13 protein-coding genes are annotated in these 19,795 nt (G+C 46.1%); 7 read left to right on the forward strand and 6 right to left on the reverse strand.

Annotation, left to right across the window (positions count from 1 at the left end):
• Positions 1-81 precede the first annotated feature (81 nt).
• Positions 82-1,014, reverse strand: a complete 933-nt coding sequence (locus RID53_RS05565) for an alpha/beta fold hydrolase (protein WP_446387173.1) — start codon at positions 1,012-1,014, stop codon at positions 82-84.
• A gap of 281 nt (positions 1,015-1,295) precedes the next feature.
• Here RID53_RS05565 and infC point away from each other — a divergent pair, with 281 nt between their 5' ends.
• The 5 genes from infC to RID53_RS05590 all read left to right on the forward strand — a co-directional run bounded on the left by infC (position 1,296) and on the right by RID53_RS05590 (position 6,774).
• Positions 1,296-1,823: a translation initiation factor IF-3 gene (gene infC, locus RID53_RS05570; protein WP_006098862.1), complete on the forward strand. Its 528-nt coding sequence runs from the start codon at positions 1,296-1,298 to the stop codon at positions 1,821-1,823.
• 96 nt (positions 1,824-1,919) lie between these two features.
• The gene (locus RID53_RS05575; protein ID WP_446387174.1) at positions 1,920-4,934 is read left to right on the forward strand and encodes a HEAT repeat domain-containing protein; all 3,015 of its coding nucleotides are present in this window, start codon (positions 1,920-1,922) and stop codon (positions 4,932-4,934) included.
• Between the two features lie 181 nt (positions 4,935-5,115).
• A complete protein-coding gene (locus tag RID53_RS05580) occupies positions 5,116-5,598 on the forward strand; it encodes a Crp/Fnr family transcriptional regulator (RefSeq protein WP_446387175.1) in 483 nt (160 codons plus the stop codon).
• A 226-nt stretch (positions 5,599-5,824) separates the two neighbouring features.
• Positions 5,825-5,974 carry a hypothetical protein gene (locus tag RID53_RS05585; RefSeq protein WP_446387176.1) on the forward strand — a complete coding sequence of 50 codons (150 nt, stop codon included), beginning with the start codon at positions 5,825-5,827 and terminating at the stop codon, positions 5,972-5,974.
• A 179-nt stretch (positions 5,975-6,153) separates the two neighbouring features.
• A complete protein-coding gene (locus RID53_RS05590) occupies positions 6,154-6,774 on the forward strand; it encodes a hypothetical protein (RefSeq protein WP_446387177.1) in 621 nt (206 codons plus the stop codon).
• Positions 6,775-7,095: 321 nt separating this feature from the next.
• On the opposite strand, the gene RID53_RS05595 is transcribed toward RID53_RS05590, so the two are convergent.
• The 5 genes from RID53_RS05595 to RID53_RS05615 all read right to left on the reverse strand — a co-directional run bounded on the left by RID53_RS05595 (position 7,096) and on the right by RID53_RS05615 (position 11,745).
• A complete protein-coding gene (locus RID53_RS05595; protein ID WP_446387178.1) occupies positions 7,096-8,406 on the reverse strand; it encodes a Glu/Leu/Phe/Val family dehydrogenase in 1,311 nt (436 codons plus the stop codon).
• A 550-nt stretch (positions 8,407-8,956) separates the two neighbouring features.
• Positions 8,957-9,556 carry an REP-associated tyrosine transposase gene (locus RID53_RS05600; RefSeq protein ID WP_446387179.1) on the reverse strand — a complete coding sequence of 200 codons (600 nt, stop codon included), beginning with the start codon at positions 9,554-9,556 and terminating at the stop codon, positions 8,957-8,959.
• 255 nt (positions 9,557-9,811) lie between these two features.
• Positions 9,812-10,168 carry a hypothetical protein gene (locus RID53_RS05605; RefSeq protein WP_446387180.1) on the reverse strand — a complete coding sequence of 119 codons (357 nt, stop codon included), beginning with the start codon at positions 10,166-10,168 and terminating at the stop codon, positions 9,812-9,814.
• 193 nt (positions 10,169-10,361) lie between these two features.
• Positions 10,362-11,108, reverse strand: a complete 747-nt coding sequence (locus RID53_RS05610) for an SGNH/GDSL hydrolase family protein (RefSeq protein WP_446387181.1) — start codon at positions 11,106-11,108, stop codon at positions 10,362-10,364.
• 205 nt (positions 11,109-11,313) lie between these two features.
• On the reverse strand, positions 11,314-11,745 hold the full coding sequence (locus tag RID53_RS05615) for an acyl-CoA thioesterase (RefSeq protein ID WP_446387182.1): 432 nt from the start codon (positions 11,743-11,745) through the stop codon (positions 11,314-11,316).
• A gap of 838 nt (positions 11,746-12,583) precedes the next feature.
• Between RID53_RS05615 and RID53_RS05620 the strand changes: the two genes are divergently transcribed.
• Both RID53_RS05620 and RID53_RS05625 read left to right on the forward strand, forming a co-directional pair.
• Positions 12,584-18,604 (forward strand): PAS domain S-box protein, encoded by a 6,021-nt coding sequence (locus tag RID53_RS05620; protein ID WP_446387183.1) that lies wholly within the window; start codon positions 12,584-12,586, stop codon positions 18,602-18,604.
• Entirely contained in the window at positions 18,604-19,599 is a 996-nt protein-coding gene (locus tag RID53_RS05625; protein ID WP_446387206.1) for a diguanylate cyclase domain-containing protein, read from the forward strand. Before RID53_RS05620 ends, RID53_RS05625 begins: the two co-directional genes overlap by 1 nt.
• Positions 19,600-19,795: the final 196 nt, after the last annotated feature.

Raw genomic sequence — 19,795 nt, forward strand, 5'->3', positions numbered from 1 at the left:
GCTGGGGAAGCAAACCAATGACGAATGACGAATGACGAATGACAAATGACGATCAGAGCCGTTAACTTTGATTTTGTATATCTACTTAACGTGAATACTCAAAACGTCCTCCATCCCAGCTAACCAATCGAGTAACATCTGATTAAACTGTTCTGGACATTCATCATGAGGACAATGACCCGCATTATCCAACTCGATCAACTTGATACTCGGGTTGAGAGCGGCAAACTGTTGGGCTAACTGGGAAGGAATCATCCGGTCTTGACGCCCCCAAATTAACAGTATAGGACTATCCAAAGTCGGCAAAACCGATTTGACCGGAAGACCAAATTTAGATGAGGTCATCCCTTTAAACAGCGCACTAAATGTAGCCGCCGCCCCGCGATCGCGAGCAGGCTGGGTGAGAATGTCCACTAATTCTGCATCAATAGCCCTAGGGTTTGCATAAGCAAGTCCTGCCCATTTCTGGACAATGGATGGGCGTCGCAGCAGATAAAAAAGACTTTGGAGAACCACAGGAGACGCGACTAGACCCTCAACTGTTGATACCACAGGTCTCAGCCAACCCGGAAGTGCCTCTTCTCGCAGGGAAAAATCTGGCAAATTAATCAAGGCGAGTCCCTTAACCATCTCCGGGTGAGTGGCGGCTGCGCTCAGAGCTACCAGTGAACCGATGGAGTTACCTACTAAGACTACGGGGTGTTGGATCAAGGTTCGCCAGAATTCATAAACTTGATTGACCCACAACTCAATCGTATAGGTTGTCCCAGCTTTGCGCGAACTGCCAAACCCCAACAGATCTAGCGCATAAACCGGGTAGTTCTGACCCAGTACAGGTAGGTTATGACGCCAATGTCCGATGGAAGTCCCAAATCCATGCAGCAGCAGAACGGGAGGAGTCAATGTTGAGTGAGACTGCGGTGGACGAATATAGGTGTAACGAGTCTGCCAACCTTGCCAAACCCAGTCTCGTTGATTGCCGACTCGTTGCTGCCACGATACCGATGGATTCACACCATGCCTCAACTTCAAAAACGTTTACAACTCCTTACCTATTATTGTAGTGGTTTCTTCAGGTTACTCTCTACAGCAGATGCCCCATAACCCAGGAAAAATCAGGACTAACAAACGCCTCAAATATTCCCTCTCTGGTGAGGGTTTCTCTGCCATCCCCCGGCAATTTGGAAGTTACGTTAAAAAGATGGACAGAAACTGGATCAGAGTCAGTAGAATGGCAAGTAAAATCCGCTTACTTTTATCCAACCCTTAACAACTAGAAATTCAAGCAGACACCCGTGAGTGATAGAAGACGCCAACGCGATCTACCCCAAATCAACGAAAGAATCCGCTATCCTAAGATTCGTGCGATTGATACCGATGGCACACAGCTAGGAATCATTGCTCCTCAAGAGGCTTTACGCATCGCTGAGGAAAAAGAATTGGATCTTGTCTTGGTTAGCGATAAGGCAGATCCGCCCGTGTGCCGCATCATGGACTACGGCAAATACAAATTTGAACAGGAGAAGAAAGCCCGCGAAGCCCGGAAGAAGCAACACACGGCGGACGTCAAAGAAGTCAAGATGCGCTATAAGATTGATGATCATGACTACCAGGTGCGTGTCAACGCAGCTAGGCGCTTTCTGAAATCAGGAGATAAAGTTAAAGCCACGATTACCTTTCGGGGGCGAGAAATTCAGCACGCTAACTTAGCCGAAGACTTGCTCAAGCGCATGGCAACGGATTTACAGGACGTTGCTGAAGTGCAGCAAGCCCCCAAACGGGAAGGTCGTAATATGATGATGCTACTCTCTTCCAAAAAATAAGACTTGGGTTCATTGGTCATTAGTTATTAGTCATGGGTTAGCCGCTATGGACTATAGCTAATGACTTAGGACTAACGACTAAGGACAAACTGCTAAATGAAACTACAAACTCGTACTCGCATTCAAAATGAATGGGTACGGCGAATCCTAGAATTGGTCAATCTTCGTCCAGAAGAAGGCGAGCGCACCTTTTTGATGTTCGCCTTCTACACCGCTACCTCAGTTGGGCTGCTTTGGTTTGAGTATAGTGCGACAGCACTGTTCTTGGACGAGTATGGTGCAAAGTGGTTACCCGTCATTTATATCGCCAGTTCCCTGATGGTTTCTGGACTAGGGGTTTTATACTCTTGGCTACAAGAACGGGTACCGATGAGGGGTGTCTTGGTCACAGTCGCTTTCTTAACGGGCGTACCCTTGTTGATCTTACGGTTGACCTTAGGCTTTAGCTATTTAAATGGTTTAATCGCCTTGGGAACCGTTTTTCTGTTGCGATTGTGGATGGATGCGGTAGAAGTTCTCAATGATCTCAACTCTCAAGTTGCCGCGAATCAATTATTCAATATTCGGGAAATTAAGCGCACCTATCCGATTGTGTCATCAGGACTCTTAGTGGCTGATGTTATCTCCGGTTTTTCTTTACCCCTGCTGCTGTTGGTTGTCGGCACAATTCAAAACGTTCTCGTGGTGGCGGCGTTGATGATGATGGTTGGCGCTGGCACTTTGTTTTATTTAACCCAACGCTACCAGCAAGCCTTTCCTAACTTACCCACAAGGGACTGGGAAGACGATGACCAGGAATTTGTGGTTCGCCGCACTACCGGACATCTACAACGCTATATTGTTCCGTTATTTGCCTTCTTTATTCTCGGTGAAGCCCTGTATCTGCTGGTAGAGTTCCAGTATCTGGGTCAATTAGAGGCAAATTTAGAAGCCTCAGATATTGCTGGGTTTTTGGGGTTATTCAGTGGGATTGTCGGCATATTTGAACTCACCTCTCAGTGGTTTCTATCCAGTCGCGCCGTGGAACGTCTGGGCGTCTTTGTCGCTGCGATGATGCTACCTGCGTCCTTAGCGATTATGGGCTTAATCACATTGAGTGGTTTACTGGATGTGGTGATTAAGCTATTCGGTGCAGTCATTACCATTCCCGGATTCGTGACCGGATTATTCGTCGGTCTAATTTTCCTGCGGTTTATTGACGAACTCCTGCGCTATACCTTAATTGCCGGAATTGAACCGTTCTTGTTTCAACCGATACCCGAAGGAATTCGCAGTAGCCTGCAAACCCGAGTACAGGGAATTGCAGAACCCATAACCACGGGTGTTACGGGCATTAGTATGCTCGCTGGGATCTGGCTGTTGCATCACGTATTTCCGGGACAGCCAGAAACCCAAATTCAACAATGGCAGAGTGGTATGTTTATTCTTGCCATTGTGTTTTTCTCCCTCATCTGGTTGCTGAGTGCTTGGTCGATGCGCTCGACTTACGTTACCTTGCTGGTTGATAGCGCTGAACAAGGACGTTTGGGATTTTCTGATGTTGACTTAAAGGCGTTCAAGCGAACGGTAATTGAAACCTTGGAACAACCAGGTACGGAAGCGGATAAACGCTCTTGTATTCAACTGTTATCCCAGATTGACCCCACGAATGTGGGTGAGGTACTGGCTCCCCTTTTGCCTCGCCTTTCTATTGCGCTTCAGTGTCAGAGTCTAGAGGCGATGTTGGAGTATCCCAACCCCGCCTATTGTCGGGACGTGCAAGTCTTGATTGAGCAGAAACCGCCCCCAGAAGTGTTGGCGTTGGCGCTGCGCTATGTTTGGCTGACTCAACCGGAATTGGATATTTACACGATTAAACCTTATCTACACGGAACCGTTGATCCGATGGTGCGAGCCACAGCCGCCGCGATTATCTTACGTCGGGGAACCTCGCAAGAGAAGGCGGAAGCGACAGAGATCCTGCGGCGAATGGTGATCTCAAAACGAGAACGAGAACGAGTTATGGGGACGCGAGCTTTAGGAGAGGCAGAGTATTTGCAAGCCTTGAGAGTTCATATTCCTCATCTGTTAAAAGATGAATCGTTGCGTGTCCGTTGCGCTTTATTAGAGGTGATTGCGGCAACTCATTTGGAAGAGTCTTACCCGTCGCTAGTACGAGGACTTTATTATAAATCGACTCGTGAAGCGGCTCGCATGGCGTTGGTGCGTCTGGGGAATGAAGCGATTCCGTTGCTGCTGGAGTTGGCAGAAGATATCCATAAACCGGATTTAGTTCGGGTACAAGCTTGGACGGCGTTGGCGGAGATTGGCACACCCGAAACCCTGAACTATCTGGTGCAACAGCTAATGACGAGTTGGGGGATCAGCCGTCGTAATATTCTCCGCAGCTTATTGAAAATTCCCAATGAGCAAGGAATCGATGTGGTGCTAGATCAGTTGGGACGGAGTGGGATTGAGACGTTAATTGAGCAGGAACTGCTGTTTTTGGGTCAGATTTATGCCGCTCTGGTGGATTTGAAGCCAGAACTGATCAGTGGACAGGAGGCAGATTTGCTGCGACGGGCGTTAAATGATCAGCAAAAGGATTTGCTGGAGAATTGTTTTTTACTGATGAAGTTTCTTTATCCCGTTGGTGCAATTCAAGCGGCATCCTTTAATCTGGAATCTGAGTCTCGCTCCAATATTGCGATGGGATTGGAAATACTGGACAATACCATAGATATCCCCCAAAAGCAAGCCTTTTTAGCCTTGTTTGATCGCCGTTCCTTTGGCGAAAAGCTGGAATGTTTGCAAGAACTGGTGTCTTATCAACCGATGAATCCCAGCGATCGCGTGCGACGATTGATTGAGTTTCGTCATTTTCTCTCGGATTGGACGCTGGCTTGTTGTTTCCATTTAGCACGGGCGGCTCATATCAGTTTGACACCAGCAGCAACGTTAGTCTGTCTGCGTCATCCCACGGGTTTTGTCCGAGAAGCGGTTTTAACCTATTTGAAAGCCGCATCGCCGCGTTCTTGTATTGAGTTACTACCGATGCTTAAACATGATTCCGATCGGTTGGTGGCGGCGGTAGCTCAACAGATGAGTAACGAATTTGGTCTGGTGAGTTGATGGAGCAGTCGTTAGGAAAGGTTTATCAAGGGGTTATTGGCTGAATTTTCAGGGATATCAAGCGAATTGGTGTGTTTATGGTCTCTCAATTCCTCTATTATCAGTCAAAGTGGGATAGAGTAAACTAGAGCTTTCTTTAGCTACACTTAGCACCAATCCCTAGCAGCTACCCGCTAACTCCATGTTAACCAGCGTTGAGCGTTTACTTTTTGTCAGGGGCGTCCCCATTTTTCAGGAATTGCGGGACGATTTTCTGGTGCGCGTTGCTTCAGTTATGGATGAGCTATCATTTCCGAGTGATCATACGATTGTTACCCAAGGGGAAGAAGGGCGATCGCTTTATATTGTGGTGTCCGGTTCCGTGCGGGTTCACATTGGCGATCGCGACTTGGCATATCTGAGGCAAGGTGCTTGTTTTGGCGAGATGTCACTGTTTGATGCTGAACCGCGATCGGCTTCGGTGACGACATTGGAAACCTGCGAATGTCTGATGCTGACTCAATTGCAATTGTATGACGCCATTGATGAGACGCCAGGAATTGCGATTAATATTATCCGCTTACTCTCGCGCCGCATTCGAGAACTGAATAATAAGTTGAATGCTTACGAAGTGAAACATCCAGCGTCCGATTTTACCAAAACCAGCAGTAATTTTACGGGGTAGTTAACAACGAATGGTGTTACAAGCTCGTCGCTTGGTGGTTATAGTGGTTCTAAGCTTGGCTCTTCGGTACTGGTGGTGAAAACTTGATGGGGTGACAAGAGACTTGAGGGTACTAAGCTGTCATGCATTTAAATTGGGTATTAGTAGCGAGCAAGATGCAAAGCCTGCGGCATGGCTTCGCTAAACGCACTACAAGGATTTCATGATTATTGATATTAAGGTTTAAATGCCGAACAGCTTACTGGGTGTCGGGTTTCTTACTTTTGGTCGGGATCTGGAAAACCTCTCTCCAAACTATAGTGTCTCTAACTGGGAGCCGTTGGTTAAGGTTGATATCGAGCAACAATGCCGGGTATCAGCCAAGCGCAAGCGTTAACGGTTATCGACCAAAAGTTACACCGTGGACTTATACTAAGACAGAATTACTTATAGGTAGGTTTGTCTAGGTTTTTAGAAGCGGTAGAGGAAATGCCTTATCCAGCAAGCTTTTGTTCCTATTCAATACCTTTTCCTGATTACCATAAATACAGGAGAATCTCTTTTCAGGAGGTTAAGATGGCTTTCAGTCGTTATAAAGATATCAGTTCAGTTCTCCAAGAATTTCAAATTACTTACACAGAAGCCAATTTCATGGGTGAAGTTGAGTTTAGGATATCTGACTATTTCCGAGACGATTTAGAAACTGTACTCCAAGATGGCGTTCCTAATGCTTCAGAATTCTCAATTTGCGAGAATCTAATTTATCCGGTTCTGAAAGAGGTGTGGAAATGCTATCGAAGTAAGTTTGTTCTATGGGGTCATCATTCACTGATCTACGATGAAAACCTATCGGGATTTCCTGAGTATATTTTGGCGAAACGTTCTCCTTTAGGAAAAATTGTGTTTGACAAGCCTTACTTTTTATTGGTTGAAGCCAAACAAGATAAGTTTACTGAGGGGTGGGGTCAGTGTCTTGCGGAGATGGTGGCGGCGCAAAAACTTAACGATGAATTAGGATTTACGGTTTTTGGCATTGTCTCTAATGGTAAGTATTGGGAATTTGGTCAGTTAGAAAAAACATCATTTACACAAAATAATAATCGCTACTTACTTCAGGATTTGGATCAACTATTTGCGGCGGTCAACTATGTTTTTAAAGAATGTGAATCACAACTTGATGTAAAATTAACCGTTTAATTTTAACGGGGATTCAGCCTCTGGAGTATGATAAACAGAGGGTTAAAACTGTTGCAAGAAAGCCTATTTTCCTAAGCAAGATACCCGATTTCTTCAAGAAGTCGGGTATCTGTCTGTGTACCTCAGGTTTAACAGCGTTATTTGTATAGCGCTACGCGCTAGGCTTTCTTGCAATAGGCAATAGGCAATAGACAATAGTGAAGAAAAAAGCTTACCTGACAAGGGATTGAGCAACTTGAATTTTTCTTGATATGTCCTAACCTTAGTGCGTAGTGCTATAAAACCCTCCCCTACTACTGCCTTCGCGATCGCGTGAATGAATTACCGGGAATTCATGCCAGGAATGCGACCATTGACATAGTAGTCTCGGGTTCCTTTAGCATTAAGGGCTTCCCCTAAACGATTCAACGCATGAACATAAGCGGCGGTTCGCAGGGAAACCGCTAACTCTTTGGCAATTAACCAGATATGTTGGCTTTCTTCTACCATTTTCTGTTTCAAATTTTCATTCACTTTTGCCACTTTCCAATAGAGTCCACTGCGGTTTTGTACCCATTCAAAATAGCTGACTGTCACCCCTCCCGCATTGACTAGAATATCGGGAAATACGAGAATTCCTTTGCTGTCTAAAACTTTATCCGCCTCTGAAGTAATCGGACCATTGGCAACTTCAAAGATATAGCGGGCGCGGACATCGTTAACATTATCCTGGGTAATTTGATTCTCCAACGCCGCCGGAATCAGAATGTCTACATCTAAGGCTAAGAGTTCGGCATTAGTTAACCGTTCATGTTCAACAATATTACAAACGGTGTCTTGACAGTAAACCGCTTGCAGACTTTGACTTGACATTTTATACTGGCGAATACTGGGAATATCTAAGCCTTTTTTGGAATAAATGCCGCCTTGAGAATCACTGATAGCAACAACTTTATACCCCGCTTTCGCCAGCAATTCTGCCAATACCGCCCCGGCTTTACCAAATCCCTGAATCGCGATTGTCGTGTATTGGGGAATTAGATCCAGTTTAGGTGCCATGGATTCAATCACAAAATAAGCCCCCGTCGCGGTTGCGCCATCGCGCCCCACACTTCCCCCCATGGTGATGGGTTTACCCGTGACGACAGCGGGACTAATTTGACGCCGGATGATACTATATTGATCCATCATCCACCCCATAATCATCGCGTTAGTGTAAACATCAGGGGCGAGAATATCCACATCCGGTCCAATAAAATCGGCGATCGCGTCAATGTAGCCGCGACTGAGGCGTTCGAGTTCCAGTTTGGATAATCCTTTGGGATTAACCGTAACTCCCCCCTTCGCACCACCAAACGGTAGATTTAGTACCGCACATTTAAATGTCATCCAAAAGGCGAGGGATTGAACTTCATCCAGAGTAACGTTGGGATGATAGCGTACACCGCCTTTTCCGGGTCCCCTGGTGTCATCATATCGAACTCGATATCCTTGTACCATGGTTAATGAGCCATCATCCATGCGAACCGGGATGGACACACTCAGGCTCATTTTGGGATGCTTTAAACGTGCGATCGCATCTTCGGAAATCGAGACATGTTTCATCGCCGCTTGCAATCGGGTGCCAGCATCCGCTAATAATGAATCAGACATTCCATTGTTCCTCATAAAGATAAGGGATTAAACTAAAATTAAAGAGAATTTCATCGCAAGACAAATCGCCCCCTGGGATTGGGATTGAACCAGGAAACTTAATCACCAGCACAGCTTGCTTGGCGATTCAAGTCCCTAATGTCCAGACTCCAGCGCCAGTTAAGTAATTTTGGGTTTGAATTAAGCAAAACTTATATATAGGCGCGATCGCGCTTATCGATGAATAAAACAACGGCTTCATCTCTCCTTGATCTAGAAAAGATTAAAGTCGGTGCGATTTGCCCTTACTACGATTATTTCACGGGAGTTGATTAAATTGTCAATAACGTGTAGTTTTCGTTACTTTTTTAACATAAAGTTTACATTTCGCTTGTAGATGCGCTTGTAGTTGCGCTTGTAGTTGCGCTTTAGCGCCGATATAACGTTGAGGTTAGATCCTACATTGAAGTAGTGATAGGCTAAAGCCCTTACTACAAACTCTAACCTTGCACAGTTAAATCATACAACTGTTAGATCCTACGTTGAAGCGATGAGTAGGCTAAAGCCCTTACTACAAACTAAACTTATCCCACTCTTTCCCGTAATCTTGAACAGGAAATCCAACCCAACACTGTCTCAACCACTCTCGCCCCCTTTCCTGCAAATACCAGTGAACACTACTTGTGTCCCAATCATAGGGAGATTCAACATAATTATGTTTCACCGGATTGTAGTGGATATAGTTTAAAGTAGCATAATAATGACGTTGCGAACGAATCGCGCGATCGCAGTAAGAATACCAAACTTTTCCCCTTAACTTATCTTCTAGATTCCACTGACGAGCCAGTCTACCATGAATCAGGCGGAAAATACCACTCACCCGCTTAAACTCAACGGTATTGACTAATACATGATAATGATTAGTTAAAATGACCCAAGCGAGGATTTCAATACCTGCGTCTAGGAAATTCTTAAATAATTGGTCTAAAAGTTCCTGACGACGAGAGATACTATTGATACGGGGTTTGTGTTCGTAGCAAGCCGCCGTTAGCAGGTAGAAATCTTTATTTTGAAAAGGATGGGGAGGAGAATGAGGAGGAAAGCCTTGAAGTTTACGGTATTCAAGGATTTCAGCTTTTTGGATGGGAGTAAGGTAGCGATAGTTGTACATAAGTTTGTCCTTGCGCTTGTAGTTGCGCTTTAGCGCCAATATAACGTTGAGGTTAGTTCCTACGTTGACACGCTGATAGGCTAGAGCTTTGACTACAAACTCTAACCTTGCACAGTTAAATTATACAACTGTTAGTTCCTACGTTGACGCGCTGATAGGCTAAAGCCCTTACTACAAACTACAAACTACAAACAGGACGACTAAACACTGGTGAATAGTCGCCCGGATAACTTTTTGGGGGGCTTTCAGGTGCGTTTAATCAGTGTTTTTTAGCCCTTCAATCATGTCTTTCACTTTTTCAAACACGTTCTTATCAGGCTGAGATTCTTCATACTTTTCCTTTTCCTCTTCGTAAAGTTTTTCCACTCCTTTTTGCGGATCTTTCGACAGTGCTTCTGTGGCTTCTTCGTAGGCTTCTTCTTTCTCTTGCTGTGACAATCCTAATTCGGTCTTTTCTGTTTTTGGTGGAGTTGTCAAGGGTGTATCAGAGTCAGCTAACGCGGCTTGATTGCTCAGGAGTAATAAACCCCCTAGATTGATTAAAGTAATTAAACTTAAAGCCCAAAGCATTTTGCCAATCCGTTGCTGAAAATTGATTAAAAATTGTAACATTGCCATCTCCTTTTAAGTGTAAAACCGAAATTAGCTTGAGATGCTAATCATAGCTGCTAATGATAACCTTAGCTTCTGCCCATGGATAGATATACTAATTTTATCATCGCCGCCAATCCTCAAATTAAGCAATCATTACTGGCTAGGCTTGCTTGACTCGCTAACCCCATCCTAGCCATTGAATTATTACTTATTATTTATGAATGTCTATTAATCCAGTTGAGAGCATTTTTTTTAACTCCTGATTGAGCGCCTGATACCCTCTAGGATTGATATGTAACGTATCGTAAACGTACTGGCTTTTAACCTGCTGATCCTCTACCAAAAGTGAATAGGCATCTAAAATGAAGACATTTTTGGCTTTTAGCGAGTAGAGGTAAGCATTGACATCCTCAACGGCTTTGGCGACATCAGGTGACCAAAACGGTTGACGAATCAGGGGAACCGGACCAATGGGGAAAATGGTGGTTAAAATAACGGTGGCATCCTGTTTGACTGCACGATCGACAATCTTGTGAATATTCGTCTTACAGTTACTAACAATGGTGGATTTTTGCTTAGGGAATAGTGGGATCGTTTTCAAATCGTTAATCCCAACTTGCACAACGATAATATCGGGATGTAAGGGTAAAATATGTTGATCAAAACGTCCCAATACCTGAGTAGACGTTTGACTGCCAATGCCACGATTGATAAAAGAAACATTGTTAATATTGTCTGGCTCAACCCACATTGCTGCTCGCGAGTCACCAAAGAAGACAACGGTTACTGGAGAGTGAGTCGAGGAACGATCAGCTAACGAATCCCCACTCAAGGTTTGTAATCCGAGGGGATCGAGATTGGTTTTGTTCAGTTGTAGGTAGTACGATTTGGCTTGGGAGAAGAGGAAAAGATTGACAACCAGTGATACAACTAATGCGGACAGAGCGAAGAACAACACCAACTGAAATAAACGTTTTTGTTTCTGCAGTTTGTAAATGTATTGGTTTCGATTATGCTCCGGTAACACGCCAGAATTTCAACTCCTTTGCTTGTAAAATTCACCTCAATACGACCCCATACTGAATGGATGATAATTTCAGTCAGGCTTAACTATTAAGCTTGATTTTAATTAATAAATTAAGCTTACGTGAATGGGATTAAAATTAAGTGCATGATAGCTCATCAGAGGGTTGGATTGACTCGAAAGTCATCAGAATCTCTTTAGGAATTCCCCGTGGGCGCATCGTAACCCCATCCACCCACACCCAGATTGCTTCGGCAATGACTAAGGGTTGCACTTCTCCCAATCGATGAATTTCATAGCGTCTAATCGCCCGGGTTCCTTTCATCTGCTGTAGCCAAGTGGTGATTTCTAGGGTATCATCTGCCATTGCTGGACGCAGATAGTCGATCGCAATCCGACGCATGACAAACACACCTCCTAAATTTCGGCATTGTGCCAAAGAGTAACCCAGGAGTTGGGCGTGTTCCACGGCGGCTTGTTCAAGATAATTCTGGTAAACACCATTGTTGACATGTCCGAGGACATCAATTTCATAATGCCGCACCCGCAATTGCCTGGTATAGATTTGCATGGGCTTTCACTGTCGTTGAGATGCTCAGGGTTGAGGATACGCGCTTTGGCGAGTCCCTAGCTAAGTTAGCATACTGACAACTCTGGCACAGCGACGTCTATGACTGTCTTGATTTAGCCCAGATAGCGCCACCGAGTATTTCAATAGCGTGCTTGATCGTTTATTATAGAAAATAAGCTGTTCTATTTTTTCTCACCTTGCCATTAACCTGGAGGAATCATTAATAAAGGAATTCTGAACTGGGTAGCGGCAAAATAGCTGAATGTCTAGAACACTACTAATCACTTTCAGTCAGATTAGGCACAATCAAGAGACGGCTTGCCACTCTCGATTTTTGTTGCTTCATTGAGTGGTCAATTCCTCTAGGAGAACTACAAAATATTTGACTTTTTTGCCATTTAATGCTGATGTTAGAATTTATTGATTTCCTAATCAATACGTAAATTTTTTTTAATTTTTTTGCAGTTTAGCCCGACAAATCAGGAAAAGCTACGCAGAGCTTTGCAGTCTAGTTGTGGGTAGATAAACTAGTTAAGTGTTCAACTCTATGCATGGCAGATATAACCGACCCGCTTTTGCAACAGGGATGTTTCTAAAGTCAGAAAAAATCGTAACTTTGACTCTGGGATATGGGGAGGAAAACTGTCACGGCATTACCTTAGTACCGCACGATCTTGAACGTCACACGTCAAAAGCATTTTGCCATGACTCGGTTCACTGATTTGAATAGTCGGTTTTTCTGGCGTCCGCGTGTACTACCCTGAATCCTTATGTTCAGTCCCTTTATCGTTATCGCTGACTGAAATAAGCCCAAGTTTCTCCGCTCGGTAGAGTTTGTATGTTTCCCTTTTTCAATCGACTGTTAATCGATGGGTTGATTCATTGGTGTAATGTAGCTGGCTGGCTTTTTGATTTCAGCCCAATTCGCCCAGTGCTAATCTATGGCGGTGTCTTTGCTGTCATGGGGTTATTGGCTATAGGTTTAGTCGGCTTAAGACAAACTCGACGAAAAAGAAATGCGACCGCTTTTGCCAATTCCCCAGAACAGTTGACTAAAACAATACCAACCGACTTCGCCCTATTGTTTCAAGCGATTCCTCAGGCGGTAGTTGTTACGGATACAGACGGTTTTATCGTTAAGGTTAACTCCGCGTTTAATCAGCTTTTTGGGTATCAACCAGAAGCCTTAGTGGGACAACCCTTATCGCAGTTATATGCGAATCCTGAGGAGTTTGATCCACAGACGATGAATCCGGATTCGGCGGATTTCAATCAGTCCAAAGTGATAAACTATCAACGCCAAACCGGGAATAGTTTTAGCAGCGAAACCCTTAATAGTGTCGTTAAAGATAGAGACGGAAACGTTGTGGGAATTCTCTGGCTGATTCGCGATATTAGCGATCGCCAGCAAACCGAACTCGCCCTACAAGCCAGTGATGAGCGCTTAAACCTGCTGATTGACGGGATCAAAGACTATGCGATTTACCTGCTTGATACTGAAGGTAAGATTGTTAGCTGGAATGCAGGCGCTCAACGTCTGAAAGGGTATTCAGCATCCGAGATCATTGGTCAATCTTATCAGTGTTTTTTCCTCAAGGACGATCAAGAAAGCGGTAAACCCGAACAATCCTTAAAAATTGCCGCCGAAACGGGTCGATTTGAGGATGAAGGGTGGCGCATTCGGCGGGATGGTTCCCAGTTTTGGTGTACAACGATTATTACGGCGCTGCGCGATGAAACAGGATACTTGCGGGGGTTTGCCAAAGTCACCCGCAACATTACCGAATCCAAGCAGACTGAGGTGCGCTTACAACTGTTGGAACGGGCGATCGCAGCCAGTAGTAATGGTATCCTGATTACTGATCCAAATGTACCCGATAATCCGATTATTTTCGTCAATCCCGGCTTTGAGCGAATTACTGGTTATTCAGCTCAAGAGGTTTTGGGAAAAAACTGTCGCTTCTTACAAGGAGATAATCAGCAACAACCTGGCTTAGATAAACTAAAAGCGGCACTAAAAAACGAACAAGACTGTCACGTCATCCTGCAAAACACTCGCAAAGACGGGACACGCTTCTGGAATGAATTGTCCATTTCCCCCATCCGCGATCACAATGGCAAACTCACCCACTATATTGGCATTCAAACTGATATTAGTGAACGTCGCCAAGCCGAACAAGAACGCGATCGCATCTTTGACCTGTCCGTTGATATGCTTTGTATTGCGGGGTTTGATGGCTATTTTAGACGCCTGAATCCCGCCTGGGAAAAAACTCTGGGATGGAGTGAAGCTGAACTCTTAGCCCAACCTTATCTAGAATTGGTTCATCCCGATGATCACGCCGCGACTCTGGCGGAAGCTGAACAACTGACAAGGGGGAAAGATTCCATCGCCTTTGAAAATCGCTATCGCTGTCGCGATGGTTCCTATCGCTGGCTGTTGTGGAATGCGAAAGCTTTAGTTGAAGAAGGATTAATCTATTGTGTGGCTCATGACGTAACTGAACGCAAGCAAGCCGAAGCCGCCTTACGGGAAAGTGAAGCCCGTTTCCGGGCGATGGCAGATAGTGCGCCTGTACTGTTGTGGGTGGCGGGAACCGATGGACGTTGTACGTTTTTCAACCGCCCCTGGTTGGACTTTACCGGACGCCGTTTAGAGGATGAACTGGGCGAGGGATGGCTAGAGGCGGTACATCCAGAAGACAAGGAGAATTGCCGACAAACCTATACTCATGCCTTTAACCGTCGCCAAGCCTTTCGCATGGAATACCGACTGCGACGCGCTGATGGGGAATACCGTTGGTTCTTAGATACAGGTGTACCTCGGTTTGGCACGGATGGTAGTTTTCTCGGTTATATCGGTTCTTGTATCGATATCACAGATGTAAAAGAAAGTCAAGCTGCTCTGGAATATTCCCAATCCCTGCTATCGGGGGTATTAAATAGTTCCCTGGATGGGGTGATGGCATTTGAGGCGGTTCGCGATCGCCAAGGGACTATTATTGATTTTAAATGGTTGCTCGTCAATCCGGCTGCCGAACGCATGGTGGGACGAACGAGTGAGGAACTCATTGGTAAGCAGTTACTCATGGAAATGCCGGGAAATCGCCAGGAAGGGCTGTTTGATTTCTATGTTCAGGTAACCGAAACAGGGATTCCGCTTGAGCGAGAATTTCATTACCACCACGAAGGAATTCAGGCTTGGTTTCAAATCGCCGCCGTCAAATTAGGGGACGGGTTTGCCGTTACCTTTGGTAATATCACCCATCGCAAACAAGCCGAGGACGCTTTATATCAGAAAAACTCAGAACTGCAAGCGATTTTTAACGCCCTTCCGGATTTGTATTTTCGCTTGAGTCAAGATGGAACGATTCTCGATTATCAAGCTACCAATCGGGGTGAATTATACGTTCCGCCAGAACAGTTTTTGGGACAGCCAGTACACAATGTTCTCCCTGCTGATGTGAGTGATAAAATTCAGGGGGCGATCGCGCAGGTGATTCAGCGCCAATCCCCAGTGAGTCTGGACTATTCCTTATCCTTAGAGACAGGGGAGCAAAACTATGAAGCCCGACTCGTGCCATTTTTGGACAATCAAATTATTGGCATTATCCGGAATATTACCGAGCGCAAACAGATTGAGCAACAACAGCGCCAAGACGAAGCCGCGATTCGGGCTTTATATCGAGTGGCTGCTGCACCCAAACTCACGTTTGAGCAACGTCTACAAGGACTCTTAGCCTTGGGGCGGCGTCATTTTGGTCACGATGTCGGTATTGTGTCTCGGATTGAACAAGGGCGCTGTTTGGTGATTGCGGCTCAAGTTCCGCCTAAATCACCTCGACAGGTGCAGGCGGGAGATACATTTGAATTAGGACAGACCATTTGCAGCGAAACGATTCACGCCAAGGAACCGATCGCGTTCGAGTCGGCTGAAGATACAGAATGGGCAAATCATCCAGCCTGTCTCACGTTTGGAATTAAATCCTATCTGGGTACGAGTGTCAAGGTAGCGGGAAATGTTTATGGGGCGCTGTGCTTTTTAAGTCTCGATCAACGTCCCACCCCCCTCGCCACCAACAATCGCTCGGCGTCTCCTCAACTGCTCAAACTCATGGCACAGTGGGTGGGTCATGAGATCGAACGTCAACAAGCCAGAACCTTATTAGAGCAGCAATTACAACAGATGTTGTTGCTCAAACAAATTACCCAAGAAATTCGCCAAAGCTTAGACAGTAAGCATATTTTTCAGACGGCGGCGACGCAAGTGGGTCAGGTTTTCGGTGTAAATCGTTGTCTGATTCATACCTATTTGGCAAAGCCTTGTCCGCAAATTCCGTTGGTGGCTGAGTATCTAGAACCCGGTTATAAGTCAACCCGACAGCAAACGATTCCCGTTGTGGGCAATCCTCACGCCCAAGCGGTGCTGGTGCAAGACCAAGCCGTAAGTTCCGAGAATGTTTATGCTGATCCGCGACTGGAGGGGGCGAATCAACTTTGTCGTCAGATTGGTCTGAAATCCATGCTTTCGGTGCGGACTTCCTATCAGGAGCAGACCAATGGTATTATTTGCCTGCATCAATGCGATCGCTTCCGTCAGTGGAGTAATGATGAAATTGAACTGTTAGAAGCGGTGGCGGCGCAAGTTGGGATTGCTTTAGCTCAAGCTCAACTCTTAGAACAGGAAAAGCAACGGCGGGAAGAACTGACACTCAAGAACCTCGCCCTACATAAAGCGAAACGGGAAGCCGAAGTCGCTAATCGGGCAAAAAGTGAGTTTCTGGCAATGATGAGCCATGAAATCCGCACGCCGATGAATGCGGTGATTGGTATGGCTGGGTTGTTGTTGGATACTGAGTTGACGTCCCAACAGCAAGACTTTGCTAATACGATTAGTAGCAGTGGCGAAGCGTTGCTGACGATTATTAATGATATTCTGGACTTCTCGAAAATAGAATCCGGAAAATTGGAGTTAGAGGAACACCCCTTTGATGTGCATGTTTGTATTGAGGAAGCGTTGGATTTAGTTGCCTCTCAAACGGCGGCGAAGGGATTGGAACTTGCTTATTTAATTGAACCCCAAACACCGACCAATGTGGTGGGTGATATTACCCGCCTGCGACAGATTCTGGTGAATTTACTGAGTAATGCGGTGAAGTTTACGGAACAGGGGGAAGTGGTGGTATCGGTGATGAGTCGAGCGTTGTCTGGGGAAGCTGGGGGAGCAGAGGGAGCAGAGGGAGCAGAGGGAGCAGAGGGAGCAGAGGGAGCAGAGGGAGCAGGGGGAGCTGGGGGAGCTGTTCCGGTGGAACGCCTGGAAGCCGAAGAAACCTACGAACTGCAATTTACGGTCAGAGATACGGGAATTGGCATTCCCCGCGATCGCATGAATCGGTTGTTTAAACCATTCTCTCAGGTGGATGCGTCGATGACCCGCAATTATGGTGGGACAGGATTGGGTTTAGCGATTAGTAAGCGCTTGAGTGAACGGATGGGCGGGCGCTTGTGGGCAGAAAGTGAGGTAGGGAAAGGTTCGACGTTTTATTTCACGATTGTAGTGAAATCAGACCCCAATTCGGTCACGGCGGAGTTGGATGCACCCCAACCGGAGTTACGGGGAAAACGGTTACTGGTAGTGGATGATAATGCCACGAATCGGCAGATTATCACCCTACAGGCGCAGTCGTGGGGAATGGAGGTGACAACAGCCGCATCAGGAGCGCAAGCGCTAAACTGGTTAGCCGACTCGGAACCTTTTGATCTGGTGGTTTTGGATTGGCAAATGCCAGAAATGGATGGTTTGACCTTAGCGTTACAAATCCAGGCGTTACCGAATAATGAACAACTCCCCTTGGTCATGCTCAGTTCTGTGGGTCGGCAAACCCCCTATCAACCCGATGATCTGCCCAACTTTGCGGCATTTCTGACCAAGCCGATTAAGCAATCCCAGCTTTATAATATTTTTGTGGCAATTTTAGGACGTAGGCGGATTTCGGTGCGTCCGGGCGATCGCTCATCGGGACTGCTTGAAGCTCAGTTTGCCCAGAGGTTACCATTAAGCATTCTGCTAGTCGAAGATGTGGCGGTCAATCAAAAGGTAGCTCGCCAGATGTTGCAGCGCTTAGGATATCGCGCAGATGTGGCGAACAATGGACAAGAGGCGCTGGAATCCCTGCGTCGTAAGTCCTATCAAGTTGTTTTCATGGATGTGCAGATGCCTGAAATGGACGGATTGGAGGCAACTCGCCGCATCCGGGCTGAATGGTCGTCAGCTTGCCAACCCTGGATTATTGCCATGACGGCTCATGCGATGCAGGGAGACCGAGAACAATGTTTGCAAGTGGGCATGAATGACTATATCAGTAAACCGATTCGACCGGAAGCCCTGGTTCAAGCCTTAACCACGTATGCTCAAGTGCTGGCTCAAGAGGGCAGAGATAGCATACGGGATCATTCAGATGAGGACGTATCTGTGCCAGAAATAACCTCAGACTCCAGTGTTACCCCTGCTTTAGATCGGCAAGTGCTGCAAGATTTAAGAGAAATTGCCGGAGATGATTATGAGGGGTTAATCGCGGAAGTGATTGACAGTTATCTGGAAGACTCCCCACCTAGGGTACAAGCGATTCGGAGTGCGATCGCTCATGATGATGGTAGTGCTTTGCACCAATCTGCCCATGCATTGAAATCATCGAGTCTAACGATTGGAGCAAAGGGTTTGGCGCAACTGTGTGCTGAGTTAGAAGCGTTGGGTCGCACGGGAAACCTAGAGCCAGCTTCTACCCTGATTTCCCGGTTTAATGCGGAGTATGAGCGAGTTGTCACTGCGTTGCAACAAGAGCATCCGAGGAAACTATGATGAATGAGCCTGACTTTCAGCGTGACCCTCCCCTGATTTTGATTGTGGATGATGAAAAGACCCTACGCCTGGTGCTGCGTCGGGCGATGGAACAGGAAGGATATCGGGTCTCAGAAGTGGGGGATGGGCATCAATGTCTGGCGTTTTGCACCGAACAGTTACCCGATATTATTTTGTTGGATGCGATGATGCCTGTGATGGATGGGTTTACCTGTTGCGCTCGGTTACAGGAACGATTTGGTCAGAAATGCCCACCTATTTTGATGATTACAGGACTTAATAATCAGGAATCCGTAGACCGAGCCTTTGAAGCAGGCGCTACAGACTATATCACGAAACCGATTCATTGGGCGGTGCTGCGGCAACGAGTGCGGCGGTTACTGCATACGCATTGGGTGATGGCGGAGTTACACCGCAAAATTGAGCAAGAACGGGTGCTGAAGGCGAAGTTAGAGGAAATGAATCAAGAGTTGCAACGGTTGGTTGATTTGGATGGGTTGACTCAGATTGCCAATCGTCGGGCGTTTGATGAGGCGTTGCAGCAGGAGTGGAAACGATTGGCGCGGGAACAATCACCTCTGTCGTTAATTTTGTGTGATATTGATTTTTTTAAGGCATATAACGATACCTATGGACATCAAGCGGGAGATGAGTGTCTTAAACAAGTTGCTAATATTTTGCGTAAAGCGGCAAAGCGTCCAGCGGATGTGGTAGCGCGGTATGGGGGTGAGGAATTTGTGGTGATTTTACCGAATACCTCCCTCAGAGGTGCGATGCAGGTAGCAGAATCGATTCGCTCGAAACTGAAGTCGCGGGCGATTGTCCATGAGGGATCTGGGGTGAGTAAATTTGTCACCTTAAGTTGTGGTGTAGCTGGAGTAATTCCGCCGCCAAGAACGACTCCAGAGCGGCTAATTGCGGAGGCAGATCAAGCGCTGTATAAGGCAAAGGTGCAAGGGCGCGATCGCGTGGTGGGGAATTTGGTTGAGGTTTGATTGTTATTGGTCATTTGTCATTTGTCATTTGTCATAAGTAGTCGGACAAAAGAAAACGGTGCTGTATTCAGAAGACGGGTTTGACCAATACAGTGAGCGATTGGAGAATTATCGGTTATCCAAACAACCCATGCCCGACAAGAATTAGCAGTATCCTCTAAGAAGTCGGGCATCTATCTGTGTACCTCACAGCTTA

It is taken from the genome of Coleofasciculus sp. B1-GNL1-01 (assembly GCF_040220235.1).
In the GTDB taxonomy this organism is placed as follows: Bacteria; Cyanobacteriota; Cyanobacteriia; order Cyanobacteriales; family Coleofasciculaceae; genus Coleofasciculus.